This window comes from Vibrio sp. PSi01, from assembly GCF_054960695.1.
This window is the reverse complement of sequence record NZ_JBHNYN010000001.1, coordinates 256,117-274,714: the sequence shown is the minus strand read 5'-3', so window position 1 is coordinate 274,714 and position 18,598 is coordinate 256,117. Positions and strand designations below refer to the sequence as shown.

The window sequence follows — 18,598 nt, the reverse complement described above, 5'->3', positions numbered from 1 at the left end:
CGGTTAGCCTCGCTCATCGTCATTATCGCCATCACAAGAGAGAGATTTAAACTGATGACTCATCTCTCTCCAGCGCCCATTTATCAGCGCAACGGCTTGAATATTCTGGCACCCAACTCCGATACGATGTAGGTAAAGTAAATCAACACCGAGTTTTGAGACAGTGTTCAACTCAGTTAACAGCGATTGATCAAAGTTCAAATTATCGTGATAAACATCCATGCCACGATAACGACTCTTATCCATAAAAAACGCAAACTGATAAAACAACATGACGAGAAACAAGCTGACTACGATTCCAGCGATACGAGATTGATGACGAGTGATAAAGTGCTTCACTATAGACTGATGAGATTGTGGGTACTGTTGCTTTGATTTTCCACCTTGTCTGTTCATGCCAGAAGGCGTGAGCTTTGCTACAAATGTTAAGTCATCTGTGGTGGCGGCATTCTCTGAAAATGTCGATTCAACAATTGCCGATTCAACATGTATGTCAGTCGTAGGCGTTGGCATCGATAAATAACTACCAACCTGTCTCGGGCCATTGAAGCTATACCCTTCCTTTTGAACCGTTAAAATTTTGCAATCACACTCAAGCGAATTTAATGCTGTACGAATGTTCTTGACCGCAACATTCAGTGAACTGCCCGTCACCACCCGTCCCGGCCAGCCGTGTTCAAGTAAAAAGTTACGACCAACGGCTTTTGGGCTGTTCTTCACTAAATGTTCAAGGATCAAGCTTTCTGAGGGAGATAAGGTGGCCTGATTACCTGATTCAGAATCAATGAGTGTGTTATTAATCAGCTCGATACCCGAAGCGTCTAAGGTGATTTTTCAGGGCTATTGGCGTTCATTTCAGCGAGGAGTTCATAAATAAAAAGGTCATCAAAAAGATGTTTGCTTGGTTATTCTAATGCCAAGCTATACATAGAAAAGAGTGGCGCGAAGTTTAACCAATAATTCAGTCAAATATAAGTTCGACGAGTAACAAGATGAAATAACGACAAGGTGAGTCAGTCACGTAAACTCACTCACCTTTAAACATAGCCAAGGTTTAACTCTAAACTTGCCATGGAATAGACAGGCCTGATCATCGCTTTTTGGTTTGGCTTCTCTTGTGCTATTTGTTTTGGGTGAACTAACGCTACCATCTAGCTCTGCCCAATCAAGGTCGAAACCTGCGATTTAATATTAATTAAAGCGCTTCTGACATTTATTAAGAATTAACATTCTTTTCATTCTGTTTGTGTTGATGTAAAAACCGATACCCACCACCTATTGAACAAGAGAAATACCAGTCAAATGTCTCTTATTACAGATTCAACTTTCCTCACTCAGCATTCGTGAAAACTGAATCTAATTCCCTATCCAATCTCATTATCAGGCCGTCATTTATTCGTTATCGTCAGATTGATTCTCTAATTGAGATGCTGATATACAATTAATTTCAAACCACATCAAAAAATCAAATTTTTCCTTTTTTATCAACAACATAAAAACTGGCACAGTCATTGCTCTTTAAGTTTTACACGGCCTCAATTAATTACGGAAGATTATGATGATGAAATTAAAAACACTCCTCTTAACATCGGTCACATCAATGTCTCTCATCGCCTGCGGCGGTGGTGGTGGCGGGTCCGGCAGTTCTGGTGGCGGAGGTGGTGCAAGCGGCTCAACTGACAGCGCTGCGAGTCCTGCCGCAACAGCTGCCAATACGACTTTTGTTGATATTGCTGTACCAGACAGTTTTGAGTGGCGTGGAACGGCTTCGCGAACAATGAGCGTCATTGTCGTCAGTAGTTTTTCATACAAAGACGGTGAGCCGGCTCCGATTCGCGGTTCCCACATCATCAAATTATACAGCGTGACCTCAGACCAAACAGATTCTCAAGCCTTCTACTCTGGTATGTCGAACCGCGATGGTGAATTAGTGAGTGACTTTAGCATTCCAACCAACTGGGAAGGATTGGAAATCGTTGCTCAGGTGCGTGGTCAAGAGTGTAGAAGTACCGTTGACCTAGATAACGTCACTACTGATTTGCTAGTTTCTTGCGACATTGTTCTGGATTCTGACTAAGGATAGCTGCCATGAAAAATATTAAAAAATCTCTAATGGTGATGGGTTCAGTCGCTATGTGTTCTTTCTCGCAACAGACGTTTGCAGCTGCAACAGAAAACACAACAACCACTAACGGTGATGGCTCAATAACAGTGACTCAAAAGATCGATGCAAGTAGTACCTCACCACATTACATCGCGCCTTCTGGTTATGGTTTCGACATCTACAGCCGAGCAAACGAAGACTACTCTTGGCAACATAATTTGACGGTCCCTGATGGCGCACAGATTACCGCAGCGACACTCACTATTTACGCTTATGATGTTGATTCAGAAGCACACCACGGAGAAAACGGAGAATACGACAGTATCGCTGTTGACGGTTCTTTACTTACTCCCGGGTTCTTACAAGGTACCAACAATAACTGGTCGACAACCGTTTTTGACCTCCCTATCGCTTCACTTGACGACAGTCTTGTGAATGTAGACCTAGATATTGATGTGAATAACGACGGTTGGCTAACCACGCTGGATTACAGCCTTATCAGTGTTACTTATGTCACCATTGCTAATAACCCTCCTTCTACACCAACTCTAAGTCGCAGCACTGGACTCGGTGATAATGACGACTTGGTTGTGACAGTAACCGGTCCAACACCGGAAGACCCAGACGGTGATTCTGTAACTTATAGCTACCGTTGGTTTGTCGATGTAGGTCAAGGGTTCTATGTGGATGATGAGTTTGTCGGAAAAAATGACAACAGTAATGCTACGTTGCCGGCCAGTGAAACTGAAGTTGGAGAACTTTGGAAGGTTCAGGTCATCGCTATTGACCAGAATGGGCTGATCAGTGAAATCGCTGAGATTGCATGGCCTTCAATTGGGGATAGTGACGGTGATGGTGTATCAGATGCAAACGACTACGCACCAAACGATCCGACAATCGCTTTTTATAGCCGAACACCAACCAGTGGATGGTACACATTAGCCTACGAAGATTTATGGCCAAATGAAGGTGACTACGATCTAAATGACTTTGTTAGCCACTACGCATTAGGTGTTTATACAAACGCGAATAACCAAATAACTCGTTTTGATTACTACGGTCAAGCTATTGCTCGTGGAGCGGCTGAAGACAATGGTTTCGCTATTTCGTTAGCAGGGCTTGAAGACACGGATGTCACTTCACTGACCAAAACATACAACGGCTCTACCGTAGCGTTAACACCAGAGGCCGGTCACTCAGGCGAGTTGGTATTTGTTGTGATTGATAGTGTCGCGGCGATGCTGCCAAGTACAAGCACTTATAGCTTTTACAACACAGAGTCGGGTGATGTACGAAGCTTAATCGATTACAGTGTCTCGCTGGTGATTGATGGTTCAATTCCTGCGCTAAGCAATACGGATTTTAACCCGTTCATTTACAAAGCCAACGCGAGAGGCAGAGAGATTCACTTGATGAACTATCCAAATACAGATGTAGCAGATACCGCAATATTCGGTGCTGGTGATGATGATACAGTAACAAGTGAAGGTGAATACTATCAAAACACGACTGGCCACCCATGGGCTCTAGATATCCCAGGCCAATGGTCTCACCCATACGAACGTATTGATACTTGTGAAGCATATGAACATCTAACCACGTGGGCAGAGTCTGGCGGTACACTTCAAACGGACTGGTTCACATCACCGACAGGGTCGAAGGTATGGTAAGTAACTCGAGCTTGGTCATTAAAAAATGAGTTAATCTTTAGAAATACCGATAAAAATTAAACCAAAAAGCCATCTACAAGTAGATGGCTTTTCTATGTTCGGGTGTTCACTGCTGCTATCTAGAGCATCGTTAACGCCAACTTCGCGAGGTTATACGCATCGACATACCCAGAGTGCTGACGGCCTTCCCACTCAATATTTTTCGCTTCTTGAGCCGCGCGGTGACCAATGCGTTTTTCTTTCAAACGATTCTGAATTCGATAAAGTGTTGCGATATTTATAAACTCGCTAAACGGAGGTTCTATGCCTTTCTCTTTACACTCTTTATGTAAGATCAGATCATCTCGTCCCCACGCTGCATAGATTTTCTTTGGGCCACCGAAGTTCTTAATCATCGACTTGATAACAGACTCTAATGGGCGCCCCTGTTTTTCGATTTTACGAGGTGTAATGCCCGTTAACTCGGCGCAGAACAGAGAGACTTCGTCTTTCTCTGGCTTAACGTAGTATTGCGCTCGCTTCACGATAGTGCCAGATGCTAGATCAATCTCAGCAAGACCCACTTCAATGATCTCCCCTGTTGTTCCTACACCATTTTCGCTCCAACAGCACATTTCCAAATCGAAACACACCACTCGATTGTGATTCATACGTCGCCTAATTCTCTCGTCAAAAATTTCGTGAAATTGTACATGAGGACAGTCAGGAACTCGACCCTTGTTACATCAAGTGCTCATTTAGCCTGCAATTGTGACTCGATTTCGACCGTTTAGTTTACTTTGATACAAGATGCTGTCGGTTCGCTGCTGAATTTCTTCGGTATTTTCATTGCTACGAATAGAAGCGCCAATACTAAGCGTACAACTCAATTGGCGACCTTTGTGCTCACAATGAGAGCGGCTAACAGTATTTAGGATACATTCTAAATAACGCTCCAACGCTTCGTGATCTGAGATACTCGAAATGATGCAAAATTCATCACCTCCTAAACGGAACAGGTCATCACCATCTTTCAAATTAACAGAGATCAGTTTGACGACGTGAATCAGCAATGCATCACCCGCTGGATGACCAAATTGATCGTTGATGTTTTTGAACTTATCGATATCAAAACCAATAAGGCTAAATGGTTTATCGCTGTCGATCGCTTTGTCTAATTTCTTATTAAACGCTCGTCGGTTGTAGACCTCGGTTAAGCTGTCATGATTGGCTAAAAAGCGCAGCTCTTCCGTCCTCTCATATAGCATTTGGTACAAACGTTGTTTCTCACGAACTTGTAGATTAACTATGTAGGCCAACAGTAAAGAGATAGTGGTCCCAACTAAAGCAATGCCGGCGAGTACCAAGTAGCCTGAAAATGAGATGCATGAACCTATCTTGTAATCAATTTTCCAATCACGGTTGGTTAGGCTAATGGTTTTGGTAATAAGGTGCCCAGTTACGCCTTCAAAACCTTCAGTTTCAAACAAAATGGGAGAATCTTCTGCTTCAAAACCGGTATCGGTCACTCGCACATATACATTCATATCACCCGCAGTGGATGCCAGTAAGTTCTCAAAATAATAAGTCGTACGAACCACACCAATCACAACACCGAGCAAATTGTCACTTTCACCCTCAAATACAGGGTGATACACCAACATGCCACTTTTCGGTGTTTTTGGGTCTAAACCATCTTGTATTAAACGAACTTTGTCTGAAATATTCGCTTGGCGTGTATGTTTAATATTGTCTAAAACACGCTTAAATCGTTCACGAGAAGAGTAGAAACCAAGAACTCTGTTATTAGGTTCGGTATTTGGGTAGATATCAGTCGCAACAAAGGCTGGCTCACCATCTAAGATGTAACCAAAAGCTTTTGATTCATGTTTTGGAATAGTGAATAACTTATATGATGGGTACTTTTCTTCCATCCGAGCAGTGTGTTCTTCAATCTCATCGGCTGTCACTTTTTGCATCCATTGCAAGCCAATTAGACTTTTTGAAACATTAATCGTTTGTTGCGCAAAACGATCAAACTTATCCCAGTTTTCAGGATCATTTGCGTAGAAAAAATTAGCACCAGAACCAATGTAAGCAACATCGTTATCAATAAACGCTTTTAGGCTTAGAGTTTGGTTTTTAGCAAAGCTCTCCAAATTCATGTTCAAGGCACGATTTTGGTTAAGAGCTACCAACACAAAGCATAACACCGTAATCAGAAAGGTGACCAAAAAAGCAACTACTGGCAAGGTTCTTCTCTTCAACCCTGTCAACGGGTCGATTGTATGCGGCATACATATCTCATGTCGGATTATATAAAGTCATAAGTATATAACGTTAAGGAACCCTGCTCCATTCATGTTTAGTCCTAAATCTGACACAAAATGGGCAATGTTTACCTTCCCCTTACATCAAAGGCTATTATTCAAACAAATCTCGACTAATTTTCACGCTAACACACTAAAAACCCACTTGAATAAAAACATTAAATACAGCCCTTAAGCCTTGAATATGCTAGTATCCATCCATATTTATAGCTTGAAAGATACCGTTTTGCCTGAGTGCGACAGAGTTTTCTTTCCAACCCGTATGTTCAACTTAACCAATGAATATACCGTTAAATCAATTTAAAGAGAAAATCACTATGATCGTTGATTTGAACCTAATTCCACAAACGTTTGATATGCTTCACGCAGGCCTCACTGCATCAAGCGTTTTACTGCTGCTTATTGCCGTTTCTCGTAAATCCAAAGTGGTTGAGAAAGTCGTAGAAAAACCAGTAGAAAAGATCGTTGAAGTTGAAAAACCAGTAGAAAAAATTGTCGAAGTAGAGAAAGTTGTTGAAGTTGAAAAAGTGATTGAAAGAGTCGTTGAAGTTGAATCAAAACTAGCAACAGCACCGACCGATTCAGCAATGCAGCTATTGTCTATCATGCAGCAAGAAGCACGTTTAATTGACTTCCTAAAAGAAGATCTCACTTCGTTCTCTGACGAAGAAGTTGGCGCAGCTGCACGTGTAATCCACACTGGCGGTCAAAAAGTACTTGCTGATTACGTAACCCTCTCTCACATCCGTACGGAAGATGAAGAAACGCGTATCACGGTAGTCGAAGGCTTCAACCCACAAGAAATTCGCCTAACAGGCAACGTAACAGGCAACGCACCATTCAATGGCACATTGGTTCACAAAGGTTGGAAAGCCACTGACATGAACCTGCCTAAGCTTGCTGAAAATTACGATGCATCTGTCATTGCACCGGCAGAGGTGGAGCTATAATGGAACACCAAAACCATTCTTCATCGCAAGAGCATTCACAAGAGCCATCTTCTCAAGAGCAACATCAGGCGCCTAAGTTCAGTGTTGGTATCGATTTAGGTACTACACACTGCGTTTTGTCGTTCATCGACACAACGAATGAAGACGCTCGCGTAGAGGTAATGCAAATACCTCAACTCACGGCTCCTGGTACAGTAGAAACTCGCAGCCAACTAGGCTCATTCCTATACCAACCGCACGAACATGAAATGAATGCGGGCTCTCGCGTTCTACCTTGGTCTTCTGAGCCTAAAGCACTGGTTGGTGCTATTGCTCGTAACCTAGGTTCTAAAACCCCTATCCGTTTGGTCGCAAGCGCAAAATCTTGGCTATGCCACGGTGGTGTGAACCGTCGTGATGCGTTCCTTCCTGCAGGCAGCCCTGAAGAAGTTGAAAAAGTATCTCCGCTTAAGACCACTGAATTGTACCTTGAGCACCTTAAAGACGCTTGGAACCACGCTAACCCAGAACACAAACTGGCAGACCAAGATGTAACGATCACGGTTCCTGCTTCGTTTGATCCTGCGGCTCGTGACCTAACAGCAGAAGCTGCACGTAATGTGGGTTTCACTCACCTAACGCTTCTTGAAGAGCCACAAGCGGCTCTTTACAGCTGGATTGATAACAGCAACGACACATGGCGTGATGAAGTGAACGTTGGTGACATCGTTCTTGTTGTCGATATCGGTGGTGGTACAACCGACCTTTCGCTAGTTGAAGTAACACAAGATGACGGCAACCTAAGCCTGAACCGTATCGCAGTAGGTGAACATATCCTACTTGGCGGCGACAACATGGACCTAGCACTGGCTTACCGTCTGAAAATGAAACTGGCTCAAGAAGGCAAAGAGTTGGCTCCTTGGCAGGTTCAAGCAATGACTCACGCATGTCGTGATGCAAAAGAAGCACTGCTTAACGATGCTGAACTGCAATCTGTGCCTATCGTTGTACCTAGCCGTGGCTCTAAACTACTTGGCGCAACACTAAAAACAGAATTGACTCAGCAAGAAGTACAACAAACATTGGTTGATGGCTTCTTCCCGAAAGTAGCCGTGAATGAGCACCCAGTTCAAAAGACGCGTGGCGCACTGACTCAAATGGGTCTGCCTTACGCTCAAGATGCGGGTATCACTCGTCATATAGCTGCATTTCTTTCTAAGCAAGCCAATGCGCTTTCTGGAAATAGCGAAACGGCTCAGCAAGATTTCAACCCGTTTGCAAACATGCCCGGTATGCCAGGTGCTGAAGCGCCAGCGGCAGATTTTATCAAACCAACAGCGGTACTGTTCAATGGTGGTGTTCTAAAATCTAACCTACTTGCTGATCGTCTTTCAGATACGATCAACGAATGGTTGATCAATGCTGATGCAGAATTTGCTAAACAGCTTTCAGGTTTGGATCTAGACCTAGCGGTTGCAAGTGGCGCTTCTTACTACGGAGCAGTGCGTCGCGGCCAAGGCGTTCGTATCCGTGGTGGTATCGCTTCTTCTTACTACGTAGGAATTGAAAGCGCGATGCCAGCTATCCCAGGTATGGCTCCGCCAATGGAAGCACTGTGTGTTGCGCCATTTGGTATGGAAGAAGGTTCAAGCGTTCAAGTGCCTAGCCAAGAGTTTGGTTTGGTGATTGGCCAGCCAGTTCACTTCCAATTCTTCGGTTCAACCACTCGTCGTGAAGACGTAGCGGGTACGCACCTTGATCATTGGGCACCAGAAGACCTTGATGAACTTCCAGAGATTCAAGTGACACTGCCAGTATCTGAAGGTCGCCGTGAGGGTGAAGTGGTTCCGGTAACCCTAGCCTCTCGTGTTACTGAACTCGGCACGCTTTACCTAGAAGCAATTGCTGCTGATAACGGTCAGAAATGGCACGTTGAGTTTGATGTTCGTGAAGACGTGAATAACGACTCAAACGACCAAGCATAACGAATCAACGGCACCTTAACGGGTGCCGTTACTTTATCAATGCGATTCCCTACCGCAAGTACGAACAAACTAGGGAATCTGTTTTAACCCCTGTGTTTTTTAACCGCTCTGTTTTAACTTATAGGTTCTAATTTTTCGGTCTTAAACACAGTGTGATGATATTCCCGACTCAGTCGTACCTTCTTCTCGGGAATGACGTTCACGAATAGCAACAATAAGACCAAAACTATCAATAAACTGGTCATCACTTTGGCAGAATAAGGTTTTGTATGGCATCTCCTCGTTTTTTAGTCGGCATTGACTTAGGCACAACCAATACCGTTGTTGCTTACTGTGAAATCAACGACGACCTACAACACGCTCCCGTTTCTCTTTTCGATATTGACCAACTCATCGGCCCTGGTGAAGTGGTTCGAAAAACCCTACTTCCATCATTTCGTTACCACCCAGCACAAGGTCAGATCTCCCCTTCCGACCTCACCATGCCTTGGGCACCGAACTTAGTTGAAGGCGATATTAAAAACGTTATCGTCGGTGAATGGGCACGTGAATTGGGTGCTAAAGTCGAAGGCCGTCAAGTATCCAGTGCTAAAAGCTGGCTGTCACACCAAGCCGTCGATCGTAGTTCAGATATCCTTCCTTGGGCTGGCGCAGCTGATGTCGATAAAGTATCGCCGGTTGTCGCGAGTGCGAGCTACCTGAATCACATCCGCCAAGCGTGGAACTACCGTAATCCAAGCAACAAACTTGAAGACCAAGATGTTGTTGTAACGGTTCCTGCATCATTCGATGAGACAGCACGTAAGCTGACACTTGAAGCCGCAGAACTTGCTGGCTTAGGTAAGATTTTATTACTCGAAGAGCCTCAAGCTGTTTGTTATGACTGGTATGCTCGTCATCAACAAACGGCTGCGGAAGAGCTTCAACAGATCCCATTGATCTTAGTGTGTGATGTCGGCGGTGGTACTACCGACTTGAGCTTAATCGAGGCTAAGTTCGATTCGAACAACGATGGAATTAACGAGTTAGCACTTGATCGTATCGGTGTTGGTGAACACTTGATGCTTGGTGGTGATAACCTCGATTTAGCGCTTGCTCACCTTGCTGAGCAACGCTTCAATCAAAACAAAAAGCTCAACGCGTCTAGTCTAACCAAATTGATTCAACAAACTCGCGCTGCAAAAGAGAGCCTGCTTTCTGCCAATGCGCCAGAAGACGTGAAGATCACCATGCTCGGTAGTGGTTCGAAGCTACTAGGTGGTACCAAGAGCATTGGCTTAACTAAGCAAGAAGTTCATCAAATCGCTTTGGAAGGTTTCTTCCCGCTTTCTGAGTTTACTGAAACACCCGACAAACGCCGCAGCGCCGTGGTTGAATTCGGTCTGCCTTACGTGGCTGACCCTGCGGTGAGTAAGCACGTTGCAGAATTCCTAACGACACACCAACAAGTGTCTAAAGCCGCATTGGAAAACTCAGGCTCTGTTGAGTTCGATGACACCAAACCTGCAATTCCTGTAGGTGTACTACTCAATGGTGGTGTGTTCAACAGTGAACTTGTGACTGAGCGTATTACTCAGCTACTAGGCAATTGGAACGGTTCTCCAATCACAGTGCTTGATAACCCTCACCCTGATTGGTCTGTTGCCCTTGGCGCGGTCGCCTTTGGTAAAGCCCGCCGTGGTGCACAACTGAAAATCGGTGGCGGTGCTGCGCGTTCTTACTTCTTGCATCTACAAGAGAAGAACAAGATGGGTAAAGCACTTTGTTTGCTTGCCAAAGGTACTGAGGAAGGCCAAGAGATACGCTTAAACAGTCGTCGTTTTTCGTTGACGTTAGGTGAGCCAGTACGATTTAATCTACTGACTTCAACACACGACCAAATAGCTCACGACACTGCTATTCAAAATGGTGTGATGGTCAATGTGGATGCCGACTTGTTCTCGCCTCTCCCACCGTATATTTCTACGTTGGAAGGCTCAGGTACTGCAGAACTTCAAGCCAACCAAAAAGAGCGTGTTGAAGTACTGCTCGCTTGTCAGTTAACCGAAGTCGGCACACTAAAAATGGAGTGTGTGAGTACAGAAGATGACTCTAAGCGTTGGTTGCTCGAGTTTGAAGTAAGAAACAAGCAAGGCGATGAATCCGATAACTCTAAACTTCATCCAAGACTGGACGAATGTAAGGAGCTAATTTCTCGCCTATACAGCGGTAACAAGAAGAGTGCTGAATCTAAAGAGATCAAAACACTTGCTAAAGATCTTGAAAAGCGACTCGGTAAGCGCGAAGAGTGGGACTTTACTACTCTCCGTCACCTGTTTGATTCGTTCTCTTTAGGTCGTAAACGCCGTCGTCGCTCTGAAGCGCATGAGAAAAACTGGCTTCGTTTGGCGGGTTACTCTATGCGACCTGGCTTTGGTGACCCAACTGACTCATGGCGTATTGAACAAATTTGGGGACTTTACCAACAAAACATCCAATTCCAGAACCATCAAGGTTGGACAGATTGGTGGGTATTCTGGCGTCGTGTTGCTGGAGGCCTGAATCAAGAACAGCAAGAAACTATCTTGGCTGATATCGCGAAGTACCTTCACCCAGGCGCAATGAAGAACCCTAAAACAGCTAAAGATGCGCAAGACAATGGTTATGAAGCCATGGTTCGTTTAGCGGCATCACTTGAGCAACTGGAAGTGGAAGACAAAGTGCTGCTGGCAAGCTGGTTCTTGAGCAAAGCGATTAACCATAACCAATTTGAACAAGCTCACTGGTGGGCGCTAGGTCGATTAGCATCAAGAACGCCTTTGTATGGCAGCCAACATAGTGTGATTCCAAGAGAACAAGCTGAACAGTGGCTACCGAAACTGCTTGAGCAGAACTGGCACAAAGAACAAATGATAGCCTTCGCTGCTGTGATGATTTGTCGTAAAACCGGTGACCGTCAGTTTGATATCTCTGATGACTATCGCAATCAAGTGATTGAGAAGCTTAAACAAAGCAAGGTCCCTGATTCATGGTTAACACTGGTGAATGAAGTGACAGAACTTTCTGAAAGTGAGTCTAAGCGCGTATTTGGCGATGCATTACCAAGCGGATTAAGCCTGATCAATAGCTAGTTTTAAAAGCTGTTAGTTTTATAGCGATTAGCTTTAGTCACAAGTTAGAAAAGAAAAAGCCACTTTCGATTCGTTGAAAGTGGCTTTTTTATAGGTGGCTAAAGGCCTGTTTGCAAGTGTCTGGTTGGCTAGTGTTTCGCTGGCCAATATCTAATTGATTAGAGGCTCGCTGTTTAAAGGCCTTAGCCGTGTTGCAGTTCATCATTATTAATGTTTCGTTCCTGTTGGGTTAATCGGAAAATCCGTGTTTTCATAAATATCTGATAGTTTTTTCGGTTTCTTATCCTTGGCTCCTTTAGTTGATTGGTTATGAGTTTCGCTTAAAAGCCATTGCTCATGCATTTTTGCCGAATCCAAAAATTCTGGATCCTCCATTGCTTCCTTGCGAAGTTTATTTACACGTTCGAGAGTATCCCAAATCATAATACTTCACCTCCACTAAGGCAGTAATATAAATATAGCCAAACCTCTTAAAACTTCAAGTGAGCCAATGGGATAGCGGTCTCAATTTCGTAAATCACCCGATCGACACAAACAGAAATACACATCAAAAGCAGGGCTCAAATAGTCGTAAACCCTCAACGATCATTAAAGATCATCGCGCACAAAAAAAGCGAGCTAAGTGCTCGCTTTTTATCTATAGCCCATACAACACAAGCTTAATTAAGCCACGTTGAGTTTAAGCGCGGTTACCGATTTTCACCGTGCCGTTTGTTGCAAACCAAAGCGCTTCCGAACGACGACGACCTAGCAAAATTGGTCCATCATCGTAGAACAAAAAGTTCTTCCAATGTTTCTTAAATACTGACCATTTAGTTTCAAGGACGTTGTATTTTTCGTAACAAAAATAAACAGTTACGTCATCTTGCCAATCAATGAAGTTTAAGATTTCTTCAGGCATTTCTGGTTCGTCGGCTTCCCAATTCGCCATCCAGCTGATCTCTTCGTTCCAGTTCGACGATTTGCTTGGCCAGTCTTGTGAACTCAGTCTTTCTGCATCTGGGCTTTGAGGGCTTACGTTCTCTTTCCAGAACTGAGACGCTCTTGCCTGAGTCATTGGCTTGATCTTTTCCAAGTCTTCCGCTGGCAGCGGCATTGACTGATGAGTGAAAATCCATTTTCTTTGGTATTCGTCCAAAGTTGTATATGACATCAAAATTCCTCAAATATCTTCTAAGGCAAGTGGATAACCATGCCTATATGTACTTTTTGATGCAGCGGCGACTTCATGGTCGCTTAAATGATTGCTGCCTCTAAAATTCTTTTATGTATGCGACGCTATTAGCGTTAAAAATCACTAGGTCTAAGTATTATTGGCGTTTAAAGAACGCGCTTATCTTCCCAGTTTGGGTTAACTAATGCCGTTAGTATATGATCTTCCCATTTACCGTTAATCTGTAGGTAATCTTTGGCAAAACCTTCGCGAACAAAACCAAGATGCTCCAATACACTCGCACTGCGTTCATTGTGAGGCATATAGCCCGCCATTAAGCGGTGCATGTTCTGCACATCAAACATGTAGTCTTTTGCCATGCTCAAGCCTCTCCGCATGTAACCGTGGCCTTGTGCACTTTCAGCCAATGAGTAGCCCACATTACAAGCGTAGAACGGGAACCGTGACAAGTTGCTGAAAGATATTGTCCCTAGCATCTCGTTTGAGTCTGCATTGATCAATAAACAGTAGTAGCCAAGCCCCATTTTATGAAGCTCATTTAACTTGATCAGTCGCTGAGCCCAACCTTCTCTTTCGAAGAACGCATCTTCGCGAATCGGTTCCCATGGCTTGAGGTGCTTTCTATTAATCTGAAAGTACTCACTGATCATACTCGCGTCGTCAACTTGCGCTGTACGTAGAATAAGGTTTCCATCGTGCTTATAAACGCGGGCTGGTGTACTTAAATCTTCCATTCGTTTTTCTTAATCCGTCAACTTGTCTTGTTTTTTTGCTCAGTACGATGGCTAAGCAGGTTCAATCAGTTTTTTCTGATCCCATAGTCACGAAGCTTGTTCGCAATTGAGGTATGAGAGACGTTCAAACGTTTTGCTAACTTACGGCTCGATGGGAAAGACTGATAGAGCTTTTCAAGGATCTGAGATTCATAATCTTTCATGATCTCGTCCAGAGAACCATCCAAGCTCAGATTCGCCATTCCAGCGGTCATGGTTTCAAGTTGAGGCAGATGGAATTGCTCAACCGTTAACGTGTCAGAATCTAATTCAGTGAGTGCACGCAAAACCATGTTGTCCAATTGACGAATGTTGCCCGGCCATTGATAGTTGCCCAATTGGTCGATCAATTCTGGAGTTAACTTTGGCTTTAGCATACCTAACTGCTGTGCGTACTTAGCAACAAACAACTCCAATAACGGTGCTACGTCGTTAGAGCGCTCACGTAAGGCTGGAATTGATAGCGTCAGTACATTCAAGCGGTAGAACAGGTCTTCACGAAACGAGCCTGAGTCAGCTAATTCAGAAAGACGGTGGCGCGTTGATGCAATAATACGAACATCAGCGTGCATCTCTTCTTCTTCACCAACACGACGGAATGAACCATCCTGTAGGAAGCGTAAAAGTTTGATTTGTAGATGCGGGCTCATTTCGCCAATTTCATCTAAAAATACAGTACCGCCATTTGCTTGTTCGAAAATGCCTTTATGTCCTTGTTCATGGTTGAATGAACCCGGAGCATGACCAAACAGTTCCGTTTCTGCCACGTCATCAGGCATTGATGCACAGCTTAAAATCAAGAATGGGAAAGACGATCGGTTTGAGCGGTTATGGCATGCTTTTGCAAGCATCTCTTTACCTGTCCCCGTATCACCTTCAATCAGAAGAGGTTGATCCAACATCGCCAACTTCTTAGCTTGACTGATCAAGGCTTTGTGACGATTAGAGACACCGACAAAATGTTCAAAGCCCAGGTTGTTCTGTTCTGGGATCGCATCTGTCGAGTTAATCTCTTGGTTGCAAGAACGAATCGTCATTACGGCGCTAGCCAGTACCGCTTCGTTCACGTCACCCCCAAGATAAATAGGCAGTATCTCGATAGAAAAATCCAAACCGTCTAGTACTACGACTTCACGATGACGTGTTACATCACCGTCGATCCAACGAGCAAAATTGAAGCTAGGAACAAACGTTGATAACGGCTCGCCAATAACTTCACTTTCTTGCTTACCAAAAAGGTTGAGTGCTGCGTGGTTTGCCATGTCGACTGAACCTTTAAGGTCAATCGCAATCACTGGATCTGGTAGGTTTGCAAGCAGTGCAATCAGCTCGGTGTTATGCCTTTCGCTCGGCATAAATTGGATTTTACGTACATCCTTCACACCTGAAATTCGGCGAATTTCAGCCATAAGTTCACTAAAAGCATCAAAATTAATATCAGGGCAATTTAGGTAAATAATGCCTTTTACATCAATTTCGATTCCTCTTAAATCAATGCTTTTTGAGGCCAAGATATCGAGCAACTCACGCGTTAAGCCGAGTCTGTCTTCACACAATACTTCAAGACGCACAAATAGTCCTATTATAGGTGTCAGGATAAGTTGACAGTAGTGTGGATTAAGGTCTGAGTTCAGTCAAGAAGAAGAGTAAACATATGTTTACCCTTCTTCTCAAACTATTGAGCCTCAAATACTTTATTTGAGAGTAATACGCTTTATTTCAGAAAGGACGGCTTTACGAAGGTCCGATAATTTTACTTTTCGCTCTTTATGCCAAGGCATAGGACGAAGCAAAGTCATGGCTTTTAAGCCCAGTCGAGCGGTTAAAATACCAACACCGAGCCCCTGCCCTGCTCTTGCAGAAATTTTGCCTGCTAAGTCCATCGATACGAGGTCCATGCTCGCATCAATCGCCAATTCACTTGCCCCTGCCGCTGCCATGTTGATTAACACTAATTTAAACAGCTTAATGCGCGACCAGTAGCCAAGTTCAATACCATACACATCGGCTAGCTTGTCTATCATGGTGAAATTACGCCACGCCACCAACAACATGTCTGCAGCAGCCAATGGGCTCACTGCAACCAAAGCTGCAGATTCAGTAGAAAACTTAGTCACGATCTGAGTGGCGACTTTATCCTGATGGCTAACGACCAACGCATCGTACATATCCAGCACTTCGGCATCGCTATGTGCCGGGTTGATACTGTTCCGCCACTTATCGTATGAAGGAGACTCGGCAACAATGCCCCCTTGTTTAGCGATGTGTTCACAAAACGCTTTTCCCTTACCAACGCTTTGACTTTGGAGTAGCTCTTCGCTCTGCTCTTGCACACTGAAATGGTCTTTCAGTGAACGTAGCTTCCATAGCTCTTTACCTATTGCACCAAGGCCTAATGACGCGATTGCAGCAATAAAACCGGCCCAACCTAATGCTAACCAGTCAGCGGCTTGAATCGCGGTGATCACAGAATCGACCGCTTGCCAGCCCACTAAGCCAGAGAAAGCGACCAACAAGCCAGAAGTAAACCACTTTTTCTTTTTACTCGGGCGTATCACTTGCTCCAGTTGTTGCTCAGCTTCGCCATCTAGGTCAATTTCTACTTGTGGTGCGACAGGTACAAATTTTTCTTGTTCGGTGAACATTTGTTGAGCACCTAAATCTGGGCTAACTTCATTCTTATCTTGCTCATCGAACGAGGTCTTCAACGGTTCATCAAAGACTTGTTTCGTTTTTAATTCACTCATTTTGATTGCCTCAATTACTTCAACTTATCGCCAATGAGATACTCTAAAACCTTATCGACTCGTAAGTGCTGACAAGGCTCATCGGAATGTTGTTCCATTGGCCTAAAGCTCGTGAAATCAAACTGATTGGTTTCCCAATATTGTTTGTTCGGCAGCTTACGCGGCACCTCGCCAGGATACATGGTTTGAGACACGTTATCTAAAGTGACCCCTTGCAACGCAGGAACATTGTCTGAACCTGACGAAATATAACCCGCACTGGTCGCTTGAATAGACGCGATGCTCATGCAACTCATGTCGATATGTTCAAACGCCGCCTGTTGCCACGCTGGGTGTACCATCTGTTGTAACAGCGACACCAAGTTCGGATGTTGATCCGGTGTCACATGGTCAGCTTTGGTGGCTGCAAACAAGATCTTGTCGATCTTCGGCGCAAACAGGCGTCTTAAGATATTGCTTCGGCCGTACTTAAAGCTCTTTAATAGCTGCTCTAATGCACCACGCATATCCATGAAAGAGTCGTAGCCCGCATTGAGCGGCTGTAAGCAGTCCACCAGCACGATTTGTCTATCGAACGTCGCGAAGTGATTCTTATAGAACGCCTTTACGACCTTTTGCTGATACTCTTCATAACGTGCTTTTAAAACCGCATAGTTACTTGTTTTTGAGAACTTGCCCTCAGGTGCGATGCACGGGAAAAATTGCAGCACAGGCGCACCTTCAAGCTCACCCGGTAATACGAATCGACCCGGTTGCACCCAATGCAGTCCGTTACTTTTACAAGTATGCAGGTACTGGGTGTAGCTATCGGCAATCGCGACCAGTTTTTTTTCGTCGGCTTCGGCTAGCAAGTCAATGTCACCGCGCATTGCGTTCCACTGTTGCGAGTAGACTTCTCTATCGCCTTTCAATGCGGAAAATTGAGATTGACTCCAAGTATCGAAATCCATATCCAGTAGGGGTAAATCAAGTAGCCACTCGCCTGGGTAGTCGACAATATCGAGATAAAGGGTGCTGTTTTTACTCAGCAGCTTCTTCGCGCCTTTGGCTGGTTTATATTTGATGGCTAAGCGAATCTCACTGACATCACGCGTTGGCACGGGCCATTCTGGTGGCTCCGCATTGAGTGACTCCATCGCTTCATCGTAAGAAAAACGCGGGATCATCATGTTATGTTGTGGAATACGTTTAGCACCAATGATTCTTCCATCTCTCGCCGAGGCAAGTAGAGGCAGATTTTTGTGGGTAGACGTATGAAGAAGTTGATTAACCAGCGAAGTAATGAATGCTGTCTTACCCGCACGAGAAAGCCCCGTGACCGCTACTCGAATATGAGAATCCGTTCCTCTGCTTATAAAGTCACTCATTTCTTGAGTTAGGTGTTTCATTTGAACGACTCCGTAATAGTTAAGCTAACTGATATAGTAATAGAAACGTTAGCCTGTGCTCTTTCCCAGTTGGGTTAGTTTGTATGCTTATGCTTGTTCTTTTGCTAATAGTAGTGAGTATGCAATACACATTCTTAATGCTAGATGAATAAAAGCCCCTGACTACATTCATAATCAGGGGCTTTAAAATTTTCAGTTAATGTCAGACTAATCGTCTTCTATCAGCTTGTAGATAACGAACAGTGTGATCTCAGAAATCAACCATAATACACATGTGATAGTTACGTACTTTTCGTTAAAGATGCTGATTCCGTGCAAGATCAAATCGTAACCAATGAAACTACCAATCACCACTGCCAAGATAATCTGTAGGATCTGAATAAAACGAGGCATTCCTCTCTCCTATGTT

The 18,598-nt window shown here is 44.2% G+C and carries 15 protein-coding genes; 5 read left to right on the top strand and 10 right to left on the bottom strand.

Annotated features, from left to right (window positions below; all coding sequences use genetic code 11):
- Window positions 1-3: 3 nt before the first annotated feature.
- On the bottom strand, window positions 4-720 hold the full coding sequence (locus ACFI6G_RS01210; protein WP_462710099.1) for a winged helix-turn-helix domain-containing protein: 717 nt from the start codon (window positions 718-720) through the stop codon (window positions 4-6).
- Between the two features lie 835 nt (window positions 721-1,555).
- On the opposite strand from ACFI6G_RS01210, the gene ACFI6G_RS01205 reads away from it, so the two are divergent.
- Entirely contained in the window at window positions 1,556-2,077 is a 522-nt protein-coding gene (locus ACFI6G_RS01205) for a hypothetical protein (RefSeq protein ID WP_016784558.1), read from the top strand.
- An 11-nt stretch (window positions 2,078-2,088) separates the two neighbouring features.
- Window positions 2,089-3,774 (top strand): LruC domain-containing protein, encoded by a 1,686-nt coding sequence (locus ACFI6G_RS01200; RefSeq protein ID WP_462710098.1) that lies wholly within the window; start codon window positions 2,089-2,091, stop codon window positions 3,772-3,774.
- Between the two features lie 119 nt (window positions 3,775-3,893).
- Here the strand turns inward: ACFI6G_RS01200 and ACFI6G_RS01195 are convergent, their stop codons facing one another.
- Entirely contained in the window at window positions 3,894-4,424 is a 531-nt protein-coding gene (locus ACFI6G_RS01195; protein WP_016767256.1) for a 3'-5' exonuclease, read from the bottom strand.
- Window positions 4,425-4,511: 87 nt separating this feature from the next.
- Window positions 4,512-6,050 (bottom strand): sensor domain-containing diguanylate cyclase, encoded by a 1,539-nt coding sequence (locus ACFI6G_RS01190; RefSeq protein ID WP_462710097.1) that lies wholly within the window; start codon window positions 6,048-6,050, stop codon window positions 4,512-4,514.
- A gap of 350 nt (window positions 6,051-6,400) precedes the next feature.
- Between ACFI6G_RS01190 and ACFI6G_RS01185 the strand changes: the two genes are divergently transcribed.
- The 3 genes from ACFI6G_RS01185 (at window position 6,401) to ACFI6G_RS01175 (ending at window position 12,107) form a co-directional block, all read left to right on the top strand.
- Window positions 6,401-7,033 carry a DUF2760 domain-containing protein gene (locus tag ACFI6G_RS01185; protein ID WP_010441373.1) on the top strand — a complete coding sequence of 211 codons (633 nt, stop codon included), beginning with the start codon at window positions 6,401-6,403 and terminating at the stop codon, window positions 7,031-7,033.
- Window positions 7,033-8,997, top strand: a complete 1,965-nt coding sequence (locus tag ACFI6G_RS01180; protein WP_065106985.1) for an Hsp70 family protein — start codon at window positions 7,033-7,035, stop codon at window positions 8,995-8,997. The genes ACFI6G_RS01185 and ACFI6G_RS01180 overlap by 1 nt, the downstream gene beginning before the upstream one ends.
- A gap of 269 nt (window positions 8,998-9,266) precedes the next feature.
- The gene (locus ACFI6G_RS01175; protein WP_065100306.1) at window positions 9,267-12,107 is read left to right on the top strand and encodes an Hsp70 family protein; all 2,841 of its coding nucleotides are present in this window, start codon (window positions 9,267-9,269) and stop codon (window positions 12,105-12,107) included.
- Window positions 12,108-12,314: 207 nt separating this feature from the next.
- On the opposite strand, the gene ACFI6G_RS01170 is transcribed toward ACFI6G_RS01175, so the two are convergent.
- The 7 genes from ACFI6G_RS01170 to ACFI6G_RS01140 all read right to left on the bottom strand — a co-directional run bounded on the left by ACFI6G_RS01170 (window position 12,315) and on the right by ACFI6G_RS01140 (window position 18,582).
- Entirely contained in the window at window positions 12,315-12,530 is a 216-nt protein-coding gene (locus ACFI6G_RS01170) for a hypothetical protein (RefSeq protein ID WP_016784563.1), read from the bottom strand.
- 256 nt (window positions 12,531-12,786) lie between these two features.
- Entirely contained in the window at window positions 12,787-13,260 is a 474-nt protein-coding gene (locus ACFI6G_RS01165) for a DUF2947 domain-containing protein (protein WP_010441382.1), read from the bottom strand.
- Between the two features lie 167 nt (window positions 13,261-13,427).
- Window positions 13,428-14,015 carry a ribosomal protein S5-alanine N-acetyltransferase gene (gene rimJ, locus ACFI6G_RS01160; RefSeq protein ID WP_010441383.1) on the bottom strand — a complete coding sequence of 196 codons (588 nt, stop codon included), beginning with the start codon at window positions 14,013-14,015 and terminating at the stop codon, window positions 13,428-13,430.
- Between the two features lie 65 nt (window positions 14,016-14,080).
- Entirely contained in the window at window positions 14,081-15,625 is a 1,545-nt protein-coding gene (tyrR, locus tag ACFI6G_RS01155; protein WP_372035147.1) for a transcriptional regulator TyrR, read from the bottom strand.
- A gap of 123 nt (window positions 15,626-15,748) precedes the next feature.
- The gene (locus ACFI6G_RS01150; protein ID WP_016793763.1) at window positions 15,749-16,801 is read right to left on the bottom strand and encodes a YcjF family protein; all 1,053 of its coding nucleotides are present in this window, start codon (window positions 16,799-16,801) and stop codon (window positions 15,749-15,751) included.
- A gap of 14 nt (window positions 16,802-16,815) precedes the next feature.
- The gene (locus ACFI6G_RS01145) at window positions 16,816-18,189 is read right to left on the bottom strand and encodes a YcjX family GTP-binding protein (RefSeq protein WP_016795314.1); all 1,374 of its coding nucleotides are present in this window, start codon (window positions 18,187-18,189) and stop codon (window positions 16,816-16,818) included.
- A 207-nt stretch (window positions 18,190-18,396) separates the two neighbouring features.
- Window positions 18,397-18,582 carry a hypothetical protein gene (locus ACFI6G_RS01140; RefSeq protein ID WP_010441392.1) on the bottom strand — a complete coding sequence of 62 codons (186 nt, stop codon included), beginning with the start codon at window positions 18,580-18,582 and terminating at the stop codon, window positions 18,397-18,399.
- Between the last annotated feature and the right edge of the window lie 16 nt (window positions 18,583-18,598).

What these genes read in the sequence shown, in the direction of transcription:
- rimJ (WP_010441383.1), bottom strand. Translation starts at nt 14,015, where the DNA reads ATGGAAGATTTAAGTACACCAGCCCGCGTTTATAAGCACGATGGAAAC.
- ACFI6G_RS01145 (WP_016795314.1), bottom strand. Translation starts at nt 18,189, where the DNA reads ATGAAACACCTAACTCAAGAAATGAGTGACTTTATAAGCAGAGGAACG.
- ACFI6G_RS01200 (WP_462710098.1), top strand. Translation starts at nt 2,089, where the DNA reads ATGAAAAATATTAAAAAATCTCTAATGGTGATGGGTTCAGTCGCTATG.
- ACFI6G_RS01175 (WP_065100306.1), top strand. Translation starts at nt 9,267, where the DNA reads ATGGCATCTCCTCGTTTTTTAGTCGGCATTGACTTAGGCACAACCAAT.
- ACFI6G_RS01180 (WP_065106985.1), top strand. Translation starts at nt 7,033, where the DNA reads ATGGAACACCAAAACCATTCTTCATCGCAAGAGCATTCACAAGAGCCA.
- ACFI6G_RS01195 (WP_016767256.1), bottom strand. Translation starts at nt 4,424, where the DNA reads ATGAATCACAATCGAGTGGTGTGTTTCGATTTGGAAATGTGCTGTTGG.
- ACFI6G_RS01150 (WP_016793763.1), bottom strand. Translation starts at nt 16,801, where the DNA reads ATGAGTGAATTAAAAACGAAACAAGTCTTTGATGAACCGTTGAAGACC.
- ACFI6G_RS01190 (WP_462710097.1), bottom strand. Translation starts at nt 6,050, where the DNA reads ATGCCGCATACAATCGACCCGTTGACAGGGTTGAAGAGAAGAACCTTG.
- ACFI6G_RS01140 (WP_010441392.1), bottom strand. Translation starts at nt 18,582, where the DNA reads ATGCCTCGTTTTATTCAGATCCTACAGATTATCTTGGCAGTGGTGATT.
- ACFI6G_RS01165 (WP_010441382.1), bottom strand. Translation starts at nt 13,260, where the DNA reads ATGTCATATACAACTTTGGACGAATACCAAAGAAAATGGATTTTCACT.
- ACFI6G_RS01185 (WP_010441373.1), top strand. Translation starts at nt 6,401, where the DNA reads ATGATCGTTGATTTGAACCTAATTCCACAAACGTTTGATATGCTTCAC.
- ACFI6G_RS01170 (WP_016784563.1), bottom strand. Translation starts at nt 12,530, where the DNA reads ATGATTTGGGATACTCTCGAACGTGTAAATAAACTTCGCAAGGAAGCA.
- ACFI6G_RS01205 (WP_016784558.1), top strand. Translation starts at nt 1,556, where the DNA reads ATGATGATGAAATTAAAAACACTCCTCTTAACATCGGTCACATCAATG.